This window comes from Streptomyces sp. NPDC006012, from assembly GCF_042871185.1.
In the GTDB taxonomy this organism is placed as follows: Bacteria; Actinomycetota; Actinomycetes; order Streptomycetales; family Streptomycetaceae; genus Streptomyces.
In genome coordinates, this window is sequence record NZ_JBIAIE010000005.1 from 1 (window position 1) to 14,541 (window position 14,541).

General features: G+C 72.5%; 14 protein-coding genes, 1 rRNA gene and 1 pseudogene. 12 read left to right on the forward strand and 4 right to left on the reverse strand.

Features of this window, described 5'->3' with window-relative positions:
- From rrf to ACFYPJ_RS11440, 3 genes and pseudogenes are all read left to right on the forward strand, one after another.
- Positions 1-95 (forward strand): 5S ribosomal RNA (gene rrf / locus ACFYPJ_RS11430); the annotation flags it as partial.
- A gap of 336 nt (positions 96-431) precedes the next feature.
- A pseudogene (locus ACFYPJ_RS11435) lies at positions 432-1,523 on the forward strand (hypothetical protein); the annotation flags it as partial.
- 27 nt (positions 1,524-1,550) lie between these two features.
- Entirely contained in the window at positions 1,551-2,321 is a 771-nt protein-coding gene (locus ACFYPJ_RS11440) for a hypothetical protein (RefSeq protein ID WP_389015059.1), read from the forward strand.
- Positions 2,322-2,399: 78 nt separating this feature from the next.
- Here the strand turns inward: ACFYPJ_RS11440 and ACFYPJ_RS11445 are convergent, their stop codons facing one another.
- Entirely contained in the window at positions 2,400-3,683 is a 1,284-nt protein-coding gene (locus ACFYPJ_RS11445) for a DUF1015 domain-containing protein (protein WP_389014049.1), read from the reverse strand.
- A 72-nt stretch (positions 3,684-3,755) separates the two neighbouring features.
- Between ACFYPJ_RS11445 and ACFYPJ_RS11450 the strand changes: the two genes are divergently transcribed.
- The 4 genes from ACFYPJ_RS11450 to ACFYPJ_RS11465 all read left to right on the forward strand — a co-directional run bounded on the left by ACFYPJ_RS11450 (position 3,756) and on the right by ACFYPJ_RS11465 (position 7,957).
- On the forward strand, positions 3,756-4,784 hold the full coding sequence (locus ACFYPJ_RS11450) for an HAD hydrolase-like protein (RefSeq protein ID WP_389014053.1): 1,029 nt from the start codon (positions 3,756-3,758) through the stop codon (positions 4,782-4,784).
- A gap of 166 nt (positions 4,785-4,950) precedes the next feature.
- Positions 4,951-5,994 (forward strand): FecCD family ABC transporter permease, encoded by a 1,044-nt coding sequence (locus tag ACFYPJ_RS11455; RefSeq protein WP_389014056.1) that lies wholly within the window; start codon positions 4,951-4,953, stop codon positions 5,992-5,994.
- Positions 5,995-6,005: 11 nt separating this feature from the next.
- Positions 6,006-7,088 carry a FecCD family ABC transporter permease gene (locus ACFYPJ_RS11460; protein WP_389014059.1) on the forward strand — a complete coding sequence of 361 codons (1,083 nt, stop codon included), beginning with the start codon at positions 6,006-6,008 and terminating at the stop codon, positions 7,086-7,088.
- Positions 7,085-7,957, forward strand: a complete 873-nt coding sequence (locus ACFYPJ_RS11465) for an ABC transporter ATP-binding protein (protein ID WP_389014062.1) — start codon at positions 7,085-7,087, stop codon at positions 7,955-7,957. The genes ACFYPJ_RS11460 and ACFYPJ_RS11465 overlap by 4 nt, the downstream gene beginning before the upstream one ends.
- On the opposite strand, the gene ACFYPJ_RS11470 is transcribed toward ACFYPJ_RS11465, so the two are convergent.
- Positions 7,958-8,353 (reverse strand): VOC family protein, encoded by a 396-nt coding sequence (locus ACFYPJ_RS11470; protein WP_389014065.1) that lies wholly within the window; start codon positions 8,351-8,353, stop codon positions 7,958-7,960.
- 143 nt (positions 8,354-8,496) lie between these two features.
- On the reverse strand, positions 8,497-8,844 hold the full coding sequence (locus ACFYPJ_RS11475) for a sterol-binding protein (RefSeq protein ID WP_389014068.1): 348 nt from the start codon (positions 8,842-8,844) through the stop codon (positions 8,497-8,499).
- Between the two features lie 42 nt (positions 8,845-8,886).
- Here ACFYPJ_RS11475 and ACFYPJ_RS11480 point away from each other — a divergent pair, with 42 nt between their 5' ends.
- The 5 genes from ACFYPJ_RS11480 (at position 8,887) to ACFYPJ_RS11500 (ending at position 13,943) form a co-directional block, all read left to right on the forward strand.
- On the forward strand, positions 8,887-9,354 hold the full coding sequence (locus ACFYPJ_RS11480) for a hypothetical protein (RefSeq protein WP_389014071.1): 468 nt from the start codon (positions 8,887-8,889) through the stop codon (positions 9,352-9,354).
- Positions 9,355-9,361: 7 nt separating this feature from the next.
- The gene (locus ACFYPJ_RS11485) at positions 9,362-10,177 is read left to right on the forward strand and encodes a TlyA family RNA methyltransferase (RefSeq protein WP_389014074.1); all 816 of its coding nucleotides are present in this window, start codon (positions 9,362-9,364) and stop codon (positions 10,175-10,177) included.
- The gene (locus tag ACFYPJ_RS11490) at positions 10,174-11,079 is read left to right on the forward strand and encodes an NAD kinase (protein WP_389014076.1); all 906 of its coding nucleotides are present in this window, start codon (positions 10,174-10,176) and stop codon (positions 11,077-11,079) included. Before ACFYPJ_RS11485 ends, ACFYPJ_RS11490 begins: the two co-directional genes overlap by 4 nt.
- Before the next feature lie 300 nt (positions 11,080-11,379).
- Positions 11,380-13,131 carry a DNA repair protein RecN gene (gene recN / locus ACFYPJ_RS11495; RefSeq protein WP_389014079.1) on the forward strand — a complete coding sequence of 584 codons (1,752 nt, stop codon included), beginning with the start codon at positions 11,380-11,382 and terminating at the stop codon, positions 13,129-13,131.
- 32 nt (positions 13,132-13,163) lie between these two features.
- On the forward strand, positions 13,164-13,943 hold the full coding sequence (locus ACFYPJ_RS11500; protein ID WP_389015063.1) for a hypothetical protein: 780 nt from the start codon (positions 13,164-13,166) through the stop codon (positions 13,941-13,943).
- A 104-nt stretch (positions 13,944-14,047) separates the two neighbouring features.
- Here ACFYPJ_RS11500 and ACFYPJ_RS11505 read toward each other — a convergent pair whose 3' ends face one another.
- Complete coding sequence (locus ACFYPJ_RS11505) at positions 14,048-14,413, reverse strand: DoxX family protein (RefSeq protein ID WP_389014082.1); 366 nt, start codon at positions 14,411-14,413, stop codon at positions 14,048-14,050.
- Positions 14,414-14,541 lie beyond the last annotated feature (128 nt).

A 14,541-nucleotide genomic window follows, 5' to 3' on the forward strand; every position in this document is an offset into this window, starting at 1 on the left:
AAACGCCCGGTTACATTCCGAACCCGGAAGCTAAGCCTTACAGCGCCGATGGTACTGCAGGGGGGACCCTGTGGGAGAGTAGGACGCCGCCGAACAATCTTTGAAGGACCCCTGGTCACCAGCGTTCAGCTGGGACCGGGGGTCCTTTTGTTTTTCCGAAGTGCGCCGGGAACCTCCGACTGCGCGACAATGACTTGCGGTACCGAAGACAGGAGTCACCGATGTCCACCAACTCTCCCGACGATCGACCGGAGCGCGACCAGCGGCGACGGGACAGTGGTGACCGTGGTGAGCGTGGCGGCTTCCGAAGCGGCCAGCGGCACGGTAACGACCGTGGTGATCGTGGCAGTTATGCGCGTCGGGACGACAACCGCGGCGGTGAGCGGGACCGTGGCTTCCGGGGGGAGGGGGGCCGGCCGCCGTACCGCCGTGATGACCGTGACCAGCGGAGCGAGCGGCGTGACGATGACCGCCGTGGCTACCGCCGGGACGACGATCGTGGGGATCGTGGCGGGTATCCGCGCCGCGACGAGCGTGGTAGCTATGGCAGCCGCGACGACGGCGGCCGGGGTTTCCGGCGTGACGATCGTGGTGAGCGGGGCGGGTTCCGCCGTGACGGCCGTGGTGAGGGCGGCGGGTTCCGCCGCGATGACCGTGGTGAGCGTGGTGGCTTCCGCCGTGACGACAGCCTGGGTGGCTATCGAGGCGATCAGGGTGGCGAGCGCGGTGACCGCGGCGGGTTCCGTGGACGGGACGAACGGCCCGGTGATCGGCGAGGCGGCGAGCGTTCGGACTTCCGGCGTGAGGATCGCGGTGATCGCGGGGGCTTCCGCCGTGATGACCGCGGTGATCGTGGCGGCTTCCGCCGTGATGATCGGCGTGATGGCCGTGGTGAGGGTGGCGGGTTCCGGCGCGACGATCGGCGGGATGACCGTGGTGACCGCCGCGACGATCGTCGGGATGACCGGCGTGACGACCGTGGTGACCGCGGTGATCGCGGTGGTTTTCGGCGTGATGACCGCGGTGAGCGTGGTGGCTTCCGGCGCGACGACCGGGACGAACGCGGTGATCGCGGTGGTTTCCGCCGTGACGACCGTGGTGATCGCGGTGGTTTCCGCCGTGACGACCGTGGTGATCGCGGTGGTTTCCGCCGTGACGACCGTGGTGATCGCGGTGGTTTCCGCCGTGATGATCGGCGTGATGACCGTGGCGACCGTGGTGGGTTCCGCAGGGATGACCGGCGTGACGACCGGCGTGATGGCCGTGGTGAGGGTGGCGGGTTCCGGCGCGACGATCGTCGGGACGACCGGCGTGAGGACCGTGGTGATCGCGGTGGTTTCCGGCGTGATGATCGCCGTGATGACCGCGGTGAGCGTGGTGGGTTCCGTCGGGATGACCGGCGTGACGACCGGGGGCGTGGTCCGCGGCGGGATGAGCGTGGTGGGCGTCCCGGCGATGGGTTCCGTGGGCGGCCCGACGACCGGCGTGGCGGCGTTGGGCGTTTCCGTGAGGAGCGCGAGCGTGAGCGGGACCGGGAGCCGATCAAGCGGCTGCCGATCCCGGAGGACGTCACGGGCGACGAGATCGACAAGGACGTACGGCAGGAGCTGCAGAGCCTGCCCAAGACGCTCGCGGAGGACGTCGCCAAGAACCTGGTGATGGTCGCCCGGCTCCTCGACGAGGACCCCGAGGGTGCGTACGGCTACTCCAAGGTGGCCCTGCGCCTGGCCTCGCGTGTCGCAGCCGTTCGGGAGGCGGCGGGATTCGCGGCGTATGCCCATCAGCAGTACGGGGAGGCGCTCGCCGAGTTCCGGGCCGCGCGGCGGATGACGGGGAACACCGACCTGTGGCCCGTGATGGCCGACTGCGAGCGTGGGCTGGGCCGCCCGGAGAAAGCGCTCGACATGGCCGGTGCGCCCGAGGTGCACAAGCTCGACAAGGCCGGGCAGGTCGAGATGCGGCTGGTCGCGGCGGGAGCCCGGCGCGACATGGGTCAGTTGGACGCGGCGATCGTGACGCTGCAGAGCCCGGAACTGGCGTCCAACTCCGTACAGCCGTGGACCGCGCGGCTGCGCTACGCCTACGCGGACGCGCTGCTCGCCGTCGGACGTGACAGCGAGGCCCGTGAGTGGTTCGCCAAGGCCGTCGAGGCCGACCGGGACGGCAGCACGGACGCCTCCGACCGGCTGGCCGAACTGGACGGCGTGGAGTTCGTCGATGCGCTGGGCGACGACGACGACGAGGACGAGCCGCGGGACGAGGAAGAGGATCGGGACGAGGACGCCGGCCAGGAGCCCGAGCAGGGGTCCGAGCGAGGCTGACGTCGTGTGTCGAAGGGGCGGGTCCAGGTTCGGGCCTGCCCCTTCGGGCTTCGGCCAGGTGCGCGGTTCGGGCCTCGGTCAGCTGCCCAGCACCCGCAGCACCAGCCCCGACGCCGGTTTCGGGCCGAACGACGTCGACTTGCGGGGCATCGTCGTGCCCTGGCGGGCCAGATCGCGGACGACGTCCTCGTGGACCGGGTGCATCAGGACCGCCGTACCGCCGTCGCGCTCCGCCTTATCGACGGTGGCCGCGGTGTCGTGGATGTAGGTGATGTGGGCGGGGGAGTCCTCGGGGATGTGCCAGACGTGGTCGAGGAGCGTGGAGTGCAGCACCGTGGCGTCGAGCGTGCGCCAGGCGGCGGGGCGGTCGGCGGGGACCGTACGGGCCAGCAGACCGGGGTCCGGGCGGTCGACGAGGTGGAAGGCGCCGTCGCCGGCCAGCAGGAAGGCGTTGCCGGCGTCCGCTGCCTCGGCCAGCGCCGCGAGGGCGTCCGGGAGCTGCGTCGACAGGTGCCGTACCCGGAAGAGGCCGTCCAGGGCCGTCAGCGCGTCCGCTACCGGCAGGCTGTGCAGCAGGCGGTGGATGGCGCGGACGCGCAGCGGATAGCGGGCCGTGTCCACCAGCAGGACCAGGCCGTGGTCCCAGGGGCTGGGGGAAGGGTGCTCCGCGCGTAGACACAGGTAGGTCGCCCAGCGGTGGTGACCGTCGGCGATCAGGGCCTGGTGGTGGGCGAGATCGGTCTGTACGCGCGCCACGTCGACCGGGTCGGTGACCGACCAGAGGAGGTGGCGGAAGCCGTCCTCGGTGGTCGCCGCGAGCAGCGGGGTGTCCTCGGCCGTGCGTTCGATGACGTCGGCCGCCGCGCCGTTGCCGTGGTAGGTCAGGAGCAGCGGTTCGAGGTTGGCGGAGGTGGCGCGCATCAGGGCGGCGCGGTCCGCGACGATGGCCGGCATGACCTCCTCGTGCGGCAGCACGATCCCCTCGGAGGGGTCCGAGACCCGCAGGGCGCCGATGATGCCGCGCTGGAGCATGCCGTCGCCGTCGCGCTGTTCGTAGACGTACAGGCCCGGTTCGGGGTCCTCGGCCAGCACGCCTTCGGCCAGCCAGCGGTGCAGGGTCTCGGCCGCCTGCTTGTTGCTTTCGGTGGGCGTGTCGGCCTGCGGAAGAATCAGCCGAACGATGTTGTACGGATCGGCCGACTGGAGGTGTCGCACACCGTCCGGACGGACCACGACGTCGTACGGCGGGGACGTCACTGCGGACAGACTTCCGACCCGTTCGGGGGCGTAGCGCAGGCCGCGGAACGGGGTGAGTTCCAGGCCGCGGCGCGTCTTTGCTTCCGGGTGACCTGCAGTGTTCATTTCGGCATCGTACGTGTGTCAGTGGCATACGGGATGATCGGAGGATAACGGCGTGACGAGGGGAGATGCGGAATGAGCCAGGGCGTCAGGACCAGGCCCGAGGGCAGCGGACGGCCCCTGAGCGAGGCGTACGACACGGCGCTGCTCGACCTGGACGGGGTGGTGTACGCGGGTGGGAACGCCATCGTGCACGCGGTCGAGTCGCTGGCGGCGGCCAGCACGGACGGGATGCGGCTGGCGTACGTCACCAACAACGCGCTGCGGACACCGGACTCCGTGGCCGCGCACCTGACCGAGCTGGGGATCCCGACGGGAGCCGCCGAGGTCATCACCTCCGCACAGGCGGTCGCGCGGCTGATCGCCGAGCAGGTGCCGCCGGGGGCGCGGGTGCTGGTGGTCGGCGGTGAGGGACTGCGGGTGGCGCTGCGCGAGCGTGGGCTGCAGCCGGTGGAGACGGCGGACGACGACCCGGCCGCGGTCGCGCAGGGGTACGGCGGCCCGGAACTGGCCTGGGGCCGTTTCGCGGAGGCGTGCTACGCCATCGCGCGCGGGGTGCCGTGGTTCGCCTCCAACACCGATCTGACGATTCCGAGCGGGCGCGGGATCGCTCCGGGCAACGGCGCGGCGGTGGAGGTCGTACGGATCGCCACGGGCGCCGAGCCGCAGGTGGCGGGCAAGCCGCTGCCGCCCATGCACCGGGAGACGATCCTGCGGACCGCGGCCGTGCGTCCGCTGGTCGTCGGGGACCGGCTGGACACGGACATCGAGGGCGCGTTCAACGGCGGTGTCGACTCGCTGCTCGTGCTGACGGGCGTGACCGACGCGGCCCGGCTGCTCGCCGCGCCGCCCCGGCACCGGCCCACCTATGTGGACGCCGACCTGCGGGGTCTGCTCACCGGGCAGCCGGAGGTCGGCGAGGACGGCGCGGGCTTCCGGTGTGCGGGCTGGGCGGCGACGACCGTCGACGGCCGGCTGGAGCTGGCCGGCGACGGCGAGGCGCTGGACGGCCTGCGTGCGCTGTGCGCGGCGGCCTGGACGACGGCCGGCGAGGGCGTCTGCGAGTTGGACGGGGGGAAGGCGCTGGCCCGGCTCGGGCTCTGAGACCGGGGGCGGCTCGCGTGGAGGGAACGGTGCGGCTCGCCCTCGGTGCCGGGCTCGGCGGGCGAGGGCCCGGAGGGCCTGGGCGCCGGGGGCGATCGAACCGGCCAACCGGCGAAGAGAGACGCGGCATCGATCGGCGATGGCAGGGTAGGCTAACCTAACTTCCGTGTTGGTCGACAGTCCTCCCGAACAGCGCGCGGAGCATGCCTCCGCGCTCCCAACCCGCCGTGCGGTGCGGAGCCTTGGGCTCCTCGCCGCTCTCGCGATACTGCTGCTGGTCGCCTTGGTGAGCATCGCGGTCGGGGCGAAAGAGCTGTCCCTGGCCCAGGTCTGGCACGGGTTGTTCCACGCCTCGGGCACGTACGGCGACGTCGTCGTCGACGAGCGGCTGTCGCGTACCGTCCTCGGACTGCTCGTCGGCGCCGCGCTCGGTCTCTCCGGGGCCGTGCTGCAGGCGCTCACCCGTAACCCGCTGGCCGACCCCGGACTGCTCGGCATCAACGCGGGCGCCTCGGCCGCGGTCGTCACGGCCATCTCCTTCTTCGGCGTCGGCAGCCTGAGCGGCTATGTGTGGTTCGCGTTCGCGGGTGCCGCCGCCGTCGGCGCGCTGGTCTGGTTCCTCGGCGGCAGCCGGGGCGCCACACCGGTACGGCTCGCGCTCGCCGGTACGGCGATCAGCGCCGCGCTGTACGGCTATCTCCAGGCCGTGATGATCACGGACGGGGCGGCGTTGGACAAGATGCGCTTCTGGACGGTGGGTTCGTTGGCCTCGGCCAGCGACTCGACCATCGTGCAGGTGCTGCCCTTCCTCGCGGTCGGCACGGTGCTCGCGCTGCTGCTCGCCCGGCCGCTGAACGTCCTGACGATGGGCGACGACACCGCCCGCGCCCTCGGCGCCGACCTCAACCGCACCCGCGCGCTGGCCATGCTCGCCGCGACCGTGCTGTGCGGTGCCGCGACCGCGGCCTGCGGCCCCATCGTGTTCGTCGGCCTGATGGTGCCGCACGTCGTGCGCTCCTTCACCGGCCCCGACCTGCGCTGGATCCTGCCCTATGCGGCCGTCCTGTCGCCGGTTCTGCTGCTCGGTTCCGACGTCCTCGGGCGGGTCGTCGCGCGCCCCTCGGAACTCCAGGTCGGCATCGTCACCGCGATCATCGGCGGCCCGGTCTTCATCTTTCTCGTACGACGGCGGAGGACTGCGCAGCTGTGAAGACTCGTCATATGAGGCGTACGAGCCGTACGAGCCGCGCCGTGCGCACCCCCGGTGGGCTCTCCGTGCGGCTGGACCCACGGGCCCTGGCCGTCGTCGTCGCGCTGCTCGTCGCCGCCGGCGTGGCGAGCGTGCTGCTGATCGGTACCGGTGACGCCGAGATCCCGGCCGCCGACGTGCTGAAGACCCTGGCCGGGAACGGCACCGCGTTCCAGGAGTTCATCGTCGACGAGCTGCGGCTGCCGCGTGTTCTGGTCGGACTGCTGGTGGGCGCCTCGCTCGGCCTCGGCGGTGCCCTGTTCCAGTCCGTGTCGCGCAACCCGCTGGGCAGCCCGGACGTGCTGGGTCTCAGCCAGGGTTCCACGGCGGGCGCGCTCGTCGTGATCGTGCTGATGTCCGGGTCCGCCACCGCGGTCACCCTCGGGGCGCTCGCCGGCGGCCTGCTGACCGGGCTCGCCATCTATCTGCTCGCCTGGAAGCGGGGCGTGCACGGATACCGGCTGGTCCTGGTCGGCATCGGCGTCTCCGCGATCGTCACCGCCGTCAACGGCTTTCTGCTGACCAAGGCCGACCTGGTCGACGCCACTCGCGCGGTGGTGTGGATGACGGGGTCCCTCAACGGCCGTGACTGGACCCAGGTCTGGCCGCTGCTCGCGATGTGCGCCGTCCTCGTACCACTCGTCCTCGTGGGCGCGCGGGGCCTGAGGATGATGGAGATGGGCGACGACGTCGCGTACGCCCTCGGCGTGCGCGTCGAGCGGCTCCGGATGCTGCTGCTGGTCGCGGCCGTGCTGCTGACCGCGGGCGCGACCGCCGCCGCGGGACCCGTCAGCTTCGTGGCGCTCACCTCGCCGCAGCTCGCCCGGCGCCTGACCCTCCCCCGTCGCCGCAAGGGCGGGGGAGGCGCCCCGATGCCGGGTCCCAACCTGGTGCCCTCGCTGTGCATGGGCGCCACCCTGCTGGTCTCCTCCGACTTGGCCTCGCAGCGCCTGTTCGGGGCCGACCAGTTGCCCGTCGGTGTGGTCACCGGCGTCCTCGGCGGTGTGTATCTGCTGTGGCTGCTGGTCGCCGAGCGCAGGGCGGGCCGGATATGAGCGGCGTCCACGACACCAGCGGCGCACCGCGCAAGTACACCCGAAGGAGCACCGTGAACCGCCTGTCCGCCGAGACCGTCACCCTCGCCTACGACCAGCGCGTCATCGCCGAGCAGCTGTCGGTGGAGATCCCCGACAACTCGTTCACGGTGATCGTCGGCCCGAACGCATGCGGCAAGTCGACCCTGCTGCGGGCGCTGTCACGGATGCTGAAGCCGGTCACCGGCCGGGTGCTCCTGGACGGGCAGGTCATCCAGTCGATGCCCGCCAAGCAGGTCGCGCGGACGCTGGGCCTGCTGCCCCAGTCGTCCATCGCGCCCGACGGGATCACCGTGGGCGACCTGGTGGGCCGCGGCCGGTATCCGCACCAGGGGATCCTGCGGCAGTGGTCGGCCGAGGACGAGCGGGTGGTGCAGGAGGCCATGGCCCAGACCGGCGTCGCCGAACTCGCCGATCGCTATGTCGACGAACTGTCCGGCGGCCAGCGCCAGCGCGTGTGGATCGCCATGGCCCTCGCCCAGCAGACCCCCCTGCTGCTGCTCGACGAACCCACCACCTATCTCGACATCCAGCACCAGATCGACGTCCTCGACCTGTGCGCCGAACTGCACGAGCAGCAGGGCCGCACCCTGGTCGCCGTCCTGCACGACCTCAACCACGCCGCCCGGTACGCCACCCATCTCATCGCCCTGCGCTCCGGCCGGGTCGTCGCCGAGGGTGCGCCCAACGACGTGGTCACCGCCGAACTGGTCGAGGAGGTTTTCGGACTGCGCTGCCAGGTGATCGACGATCCGGAGACGGGCACCCCGCTGGTGGTGCCGGCGGCCCGCAGGGCACGCGAGCGCGTGCCGGCCGGAGAGGCGTCCTAGCTAGTCCCGCGGTGCCAAGGTGCGCAGGACGTCGAACTCGTTGCCCTCGGGGTCAGCCATGACCACCCAGTTCCGGTCCGGTCCCTGGCCCACATCCACCTTGACGGCGCCGATGCCGAGCAGTCTGGTCACCTCGTCCTCGGTGCTGCCGTCGATCGGGCTGACGTCGAGGTGAAGCCGGTTCTTGACGGTCTTGCCCTCGGGCACACGGATGAACACCAGGGTGGGCGGCATCTGGCGGGCCCGGACATCCTCGACGGTCGGCATCCAAGAGCCGATCTCGACCTTGCCCTCGCTTTGGTCGATCACCTTGAAGTCCAGGACCTCGCACCAGAAGACCGCGAGCCTCTCCGGATCATGGCAGTCAACGGTCAATTCGGTGAACCTGCTTGTCATGCTTCTCCCCGTAGTGCGGACGGGGCTCAGCCTAGGTCGCCCGCCCGACAGATCCGAGATCTTTCGACCGGGGACGTCAAACGGACTTGATCCGGAGGAAACCACCTGGGCGCCCTGGGCCGGCGAGGTGCCCTTGCAGGGCCCTAGAGGAGCTTCCGCAGGCGGAACAGGTCGAGCAGGCCAGCCTCCAGTTTCACCCGGCCCGAGCCCCATGCCTTGGCGAAGTTCAGCCCGCCGTCGACCAGGGACACCAGGTCGTCACCGGTCATGGCGAGCCTGATCTGCGCCTTTGTGGCCGGCGGCCCCTGGCGGGTGTCGTCGATCTCGGTCCGGCCCCCGGTCATCCGGCCGACGAAGGTGACGTCCAGGTCGGTGATGTGACAGCTCACCGAGCGGTCCAGGGAGGCGGCGGCGCGGACGTCGCCATCGGCCGCCTGCATGTTGTCGGAAAGCTTTTCGAGTGCGACGCGGCACTCCTCGATCGTGGCCATCGCGACCGACGGTACCTCAGGGCTTCGGGGTAGCGTCTGGGCATGAACGACTCTGCGCCCGAGACCGGCGCCCGGCCGGACGAGACGGTTCCGCAGCCGCAGCCGCAGCCGCAGCCCGTGGCCGAAACGCCGCAGGCACACCCCGATGGGTACCGGCACGAGAGCCGGTACCCGGTCGTGGGCGACGGTGGGAGCGTGGCGGGGCCCGCGGCCGGCTCCGGCCTCGACCGGGACCCCGAGCCGGGCGCTCCGGCCCCGCTGGGCGTGCCGCGCACCCCCACCGGCAACGCGGAGGTCGACGGCCGGCTGGAGCGGCTGGCCGACGCCGACCACCTCACCACGGACGGACACGTCGAGGTGTACGAGGATGTACACGGCGGGCTGCGCGACGCGCTCACCGCGCTCGACGCCCGCCCGGGTCCGCAGGCTCCCGCCCACCACCCGACCGCCTCCGGGCAACGAGACCCTGCGGGCCGGCCGTCCCGTCCGCCGTACGAAGTCAGGAGCTGAACCGAACGTGGCAGGAGTCGCACGCCGCCGTCTCGACGCGGAACTGGTCCGCCGGAAGCTCGCGCGCTCGCGCGAGCACGCGGGCCAGTTGATCGCCGCCGGGCGGGTGTCCGTCGGCAAGACCGTCGCGACCAAGCCCGCCACCCAGGTGGAGACCGCCGTCGCGATCGTCGTGGCCGCCGACGACGGTGATCCGGAGTACGTCTCCCGGGGCGGCCACAAACTCGCCGGAGCGCTGGCCGCCTTCGTGCCGCGCGGGCTCGTCGTCGAGGGCCGGCGGGCACTGGACGCGGGCGCGTCCACCGGCGGTTTCACCGACGTCCTGCTGCGGGCGGGGGCCGCGCACGTCGTCGCTGTCGACGTCGGATACGGACAGCTCGCCTGGTCGCTGCGCAGCGATGAACGCGTCACCGTCAAGGACCGTACGAACGTACGGGAGTTGACGCTCGACGCGATCGACGGGGAGCCGGTGGACCTGGTCGTGGGGGATCTGTCCTTCATCTCGATCGGGCTGGTGCTGCCCGCCCTGAAGCGGTGCGTGACGCCCGACGCCGACCTGGTCATGATGGTCAAGCCGCAGTTCGAGGTGGGCAAGGAACGGCTGGGCAGCGGGGGTGTCGTACGCAGCCCGCAGCTGCGGGCCGAGGCCGTGCGGGGCGTGGCCCGGCAGGCGTGGGAGCTGGGACTCGGGGCCTGCGGGGTCACCGCGAGTCCGCTGCCGGGGCCGGCGGGCAACGTCGAGTACTTTCTCTGGCTGCGGGCCGGGGCAGCGGAACTGGACCCGGCCGACGTTGACCGTGCAGTGGCGGAGGGGCCGCGTTGACACAGAACCACGCTCGAACTGTTTTCCTGCTCGCCCACACCGGACGGCCCGCGGCGATCCGCAGCGCCGAGCTGGTGGTCAAGGGGCTGCTGCGGTCCGGCATCGGCGTGCGCGTCCTGGAAGAAGAGGCGATCGACCTGCCGCTGCCGGAGGAGGTGCGGCTGGTCAAGGAGGCCACACCGCAGTGCCTCGACGGCTGTGAGCTGCTGATCGTCCTGGGCGGTGACGGCACGCTGCTGCGCGGTGCCGAGTTCGCGCGGGCCTCCGGGGTGCCGATGCTCGGCGTCAACCTCGGGAGCGTCGGCTTCCTCGCGGAGGCCGAGCGCGACGACCTCGACAAGGTCGTCGACCGGGTGGTGAGCAAGGCGTACGAGGTCGAGGAGCGGATGACCGTCGATGTCGTCGTGCTCCGCAACGGGGACGTCGTGCACACGGACTGGGCGCTGAACGAGGCCGCCGTGCAGAAGGTGTCCGCCGAGAAGCTGCTGGAGGTCGTGCTGGAGATCGACGGGCGGCCGGTGACGGGCTTCGGATGCGACGGGATCGTGCTGTCGACGCCGACCGGGTCGACGGCGTACGCCTTCTCGGCGGGCGGGCCCGTGGTCTGGCCGGAGGTGGAGGCGCTGCTGATGGTGCCGATCTCCGCGCACGCGCTGTTCGCGAAGCCGCTGGTGACCTCGCCGGACTCGGTGCTCGCGGTGGAGGTCCTGCCGCACATCCAGCCCGGGGTGCTCTGGTGCGACGGGCGGCGGACCATCGAGCTGCCGCCCGGGGCGCGGGTCGAGGTCCGCCGGGGCGCCGTGCCGGTACGGCTGGCCCGGCTGCACCACGCCTCGTTCACCGACCGCCTGGTGGCGAAGTTCGCGCTGCCGGTCTCCGGCTGGCGGGGGGCGCCGCACTAGGCGTTCCGCCGGAAGTGCCGCGATGCGCCGTCGTTCGGCCGCGGCGCTGTCGTGGCCGGTCGCTGCCCTGCCGTGGCTGGTTGCTGCAGCGTCCGCGGTGCCGTCGCGGCTGTTCGCCCGCCCAGGTTCTCGGCTTCGCTCGAACAGGGGGATCCCCCAGTTCCCCGCGCCCGTTCAGGCGCTGTCGGCCCGCGGGGCACGGCACTCACCCGGGTGACAGCCGACCGCGATGCACGATCGTCACCTGCACCTTCACACGATGAGGGCGGGGGCCTTCGCACTTCTGCGCCCGGACCTCGTATGGTCGTGTCCGTGTTGGAGGAGATGCGGATACGGTCGCTCGGAGTCATCGACGACGCCGTCGTCGAGCTGTCGCCCGGTTTCACCGCCGTCACCGGTGAGACGGGCGCCGGCAAGACCATGGTGGTCACGAGCCTGGGGCTGCTGCTGGGCGGGCGCGCGGATGCGGCGCTCGTACGGATCGGGGCCGAGAAGGCCGTCGTCGAGGGGCGGGTGACCGTCGCCTCGGACGCGTCCGCCGCCGTACGGGCCGAGGAGGCCGGAGCCGAACTGGACGACGGGGCGCTGCTCATCAGCCGTACCGTTTCCGCCGAGGGGCGCTCGCGGGCGCATCTCGGCGGACGCAGCGTGCCCGTCGGGGTGCTCGCCGAACTGGCCGACGAACTGGTGGCGGTGCACGGGCAGACCGACCAGCAGGGCCTGCTGAAACTGTCCCGGCAGCGGGAGGCACTGGACCGGTACGCGGGTGCGGCGGTCGCCGGACCGCTCGCCGAGTACGCGGGGGCCTACCGGCGATTGCGGGTGGTCGCGGCCGAGCTGGAGGAGATCGTCACGCGCGCGCGTGAACGCGCCCAGGAAGCCGACATGCTGCGCTACGGACTCGACGAGATCGCCGGTGTCGAACCGCGGTCCGGTGAGGACGTGGAACTCGCGCAGGAGGCGGAGCGGCTCGGGCACGCCGAGGCGCTGTCCTCGGCCGCCACCGTCGCGCACGCCGCCCTGGCGGGCAATCCCGAGGACCCCGAGGGCATCGACGCGGCGACCCTCGTCGCGGGCGCGCACCGCGCCCTGGAAGCCGTCCGTTCCCACGACTCGGCGCTGGCCTCGCTCGCCGACCGGATCGGCGAGGTCGGGATCCTGCTGGGCGACGTGGCGGGAGAACTCGCCGGATACGCGGACGACCTGGACGCCGATCCGCTGCGCCTGGCGGCCGTGGAGGAGCGCAGGGCCGCGCTGGGCGCCCTCACCCGCAAGTACGGCGAGCACGGTCAGAAGATCGACTCCGTGCTCGCCTGGGCCGAGCGGGGGGCCGCGCGGCTGACCGAACTCGACGGCGACGACGAGCGGATCGACGAACTGACCGGCGAACGGGACGCGCTGCGCGGCGAGCTGGGCGCGCTCGCCCAGGCGCTGACGGACGCGCGCACGCAGGCCGCGGAACGGTTCGCCGCCGCGGTCACGGCTGAACTGGCCTCGCTCGCCATGCCGCACGCGCGCGTGTCCTTCGCCATCCGGCAGACCGAGGACCCCGAGGGCGTCGAGGTCGGCGGACGCCCGGTCGCCTACGGGCCGTCGGGCGCGGACGAAGTGGAACTGCTGCTCGCCCCGCATCCGGGTGCGCCGCCCCGGCCCATCGCCAAGGGGGCGTCCGGCGGTGAGCTGTCGCGTGTGATGCTCGCCGTGGAGGTCGTCTTCGCCGGTACGGATCCGGTGCCGACGTACCTCTTCGACGAGGTCGACGCCGGAGTCGGCGGGAAGGCCGCGGTGGAGATCGGGCGGCGGCTGGCCAAGCTCGCCAAGTCCGCGCAGGTCGTGGTCGTCACCCACCTGCCGCAGGTGGCCGCCTTCGCCGACCGGCAGCTCCTCGTCGAGAAGACCAACGACGGATCGGTGACCCGGTCCGGGGTGAAAGTGCTGGAGGGCGAGGACCGCGTCCGGGAGCTGTCCCGGATGCTGGCCGGCCAGGAGGACTCCGAGACGGCCCGGGCGCACGCGGAGGAACTGCTGGCCACGGCACGGGCCGACGGCTAGTGGCGAGCGGGGTGCGGGGCTTGCGGCGCTTGATGCCGGCCGGCGAAGGCCGCGGCGGATCCTTCGCCGTTGCCGCCCGTGCCGCGGCGCTCACCCGCGCCGCGGGTGCCGCGCTGCGTGCGACGGCGCCGGGCGGCAGGGCGCGCTGGGAGCGGACCAACTACGCCGGGCGCACCGTCGGGTGGTATCCGGGGCCCGGCTGCGCGCTTGCGGCCGCGGCCGGAGCGGCCCGCGTCCATCCGGCGGCCGGACTCGCGGTGCTCGCCGCCGGGGCCTGCGGCGCCTACGACGACATCGCCGGGGCCGGTGACCCCCGAAGCGGTTTCCGGGCGCATCTGACCGCCCTGCGGGACGGCGAGGTCACCAGCGGCTCGGTCAAGTTGTTCGGGATCTCCGCAACCGGGCTGGTCGCCGGTGCGGTGCTGCGGGACCGGTTCCTCGACCGGCTGCTCGCGGGGGTGGTGATCGCCGGTACCGCGCACTTCGTCAACCTCGTGGACGTACGGCCGGGCCGGGCCGCCTGCGCGGTGCTCGCCCTCGGGGCGCCGGGACTGCTGCGCGCGGGAGCCGGCGCGGAGGCGGCCGCGGCGGCGACCGGAGCCGCGGCGGCCGTGCTCCCCGACGACCTGGGCGAGCGGACGATGATCGGCGACACCGGGGCGCACGCGCTCGGCGCGGCCCTGGGCGTGGCGATCGCCGCCCGGTACGGTCGCGTGGGCCTGGCGGCGCACGCCGTCGCTGCGGTGGCGGCGGCCCGGTACGGGGACCGGGTCACCGCCTGGGCGCGTGCCGTGGGCGGGGGCGGGCGCTGAGCCGGTGGCCGGGGCCGGCCGGGTCGCCGCGGATGCCGGGCCGGCCGGGGCAGCGGGTCCAAGGCGGCGGAACGGCGGGGGCCGTCCGGTGAGCGCCGACGTGGTCAGAGCCAGGCGGTCGCCAGCCAGGCGGCCACGGCCGCCAGCGCCAGGAAGACGACGTTGAGGGCGATCACCTGCGTCTCGCCACGGGAGATGTGCAGTGCCATGCCGCCGATCTGTACCAGGGCGAGGCCGACCGCCGCGGCGACGGCGAGCACGACCGCGATGCCGGTGAGGGGCGGCAGGAGCAGGCCGAGCGCGCCGAGGATCTCCAGCGCCCCCAGGACCCGCACGAACGGCATGGGTATCTGGTCGACCCAGCCCATCATGGGCCGCAGCCGTTCCTGGCTCTCAAGGAGCTTCTTGCTTCCTGCGAAGCCGTAGAACACGGCCAGGAGCGCTGCGATGATCCAGTACGCGACGTGCATGGCGGAACCTTCCCGGGATGGTGGACTGCGGGTCGCCCCATCATGAGTGACGGTCAGGGGGGCTTCGAACACAACGCCGGAATCCGGCTCGGCAGAGCCGCGTCCGACACCCGGAGGCCGCCGCTGTC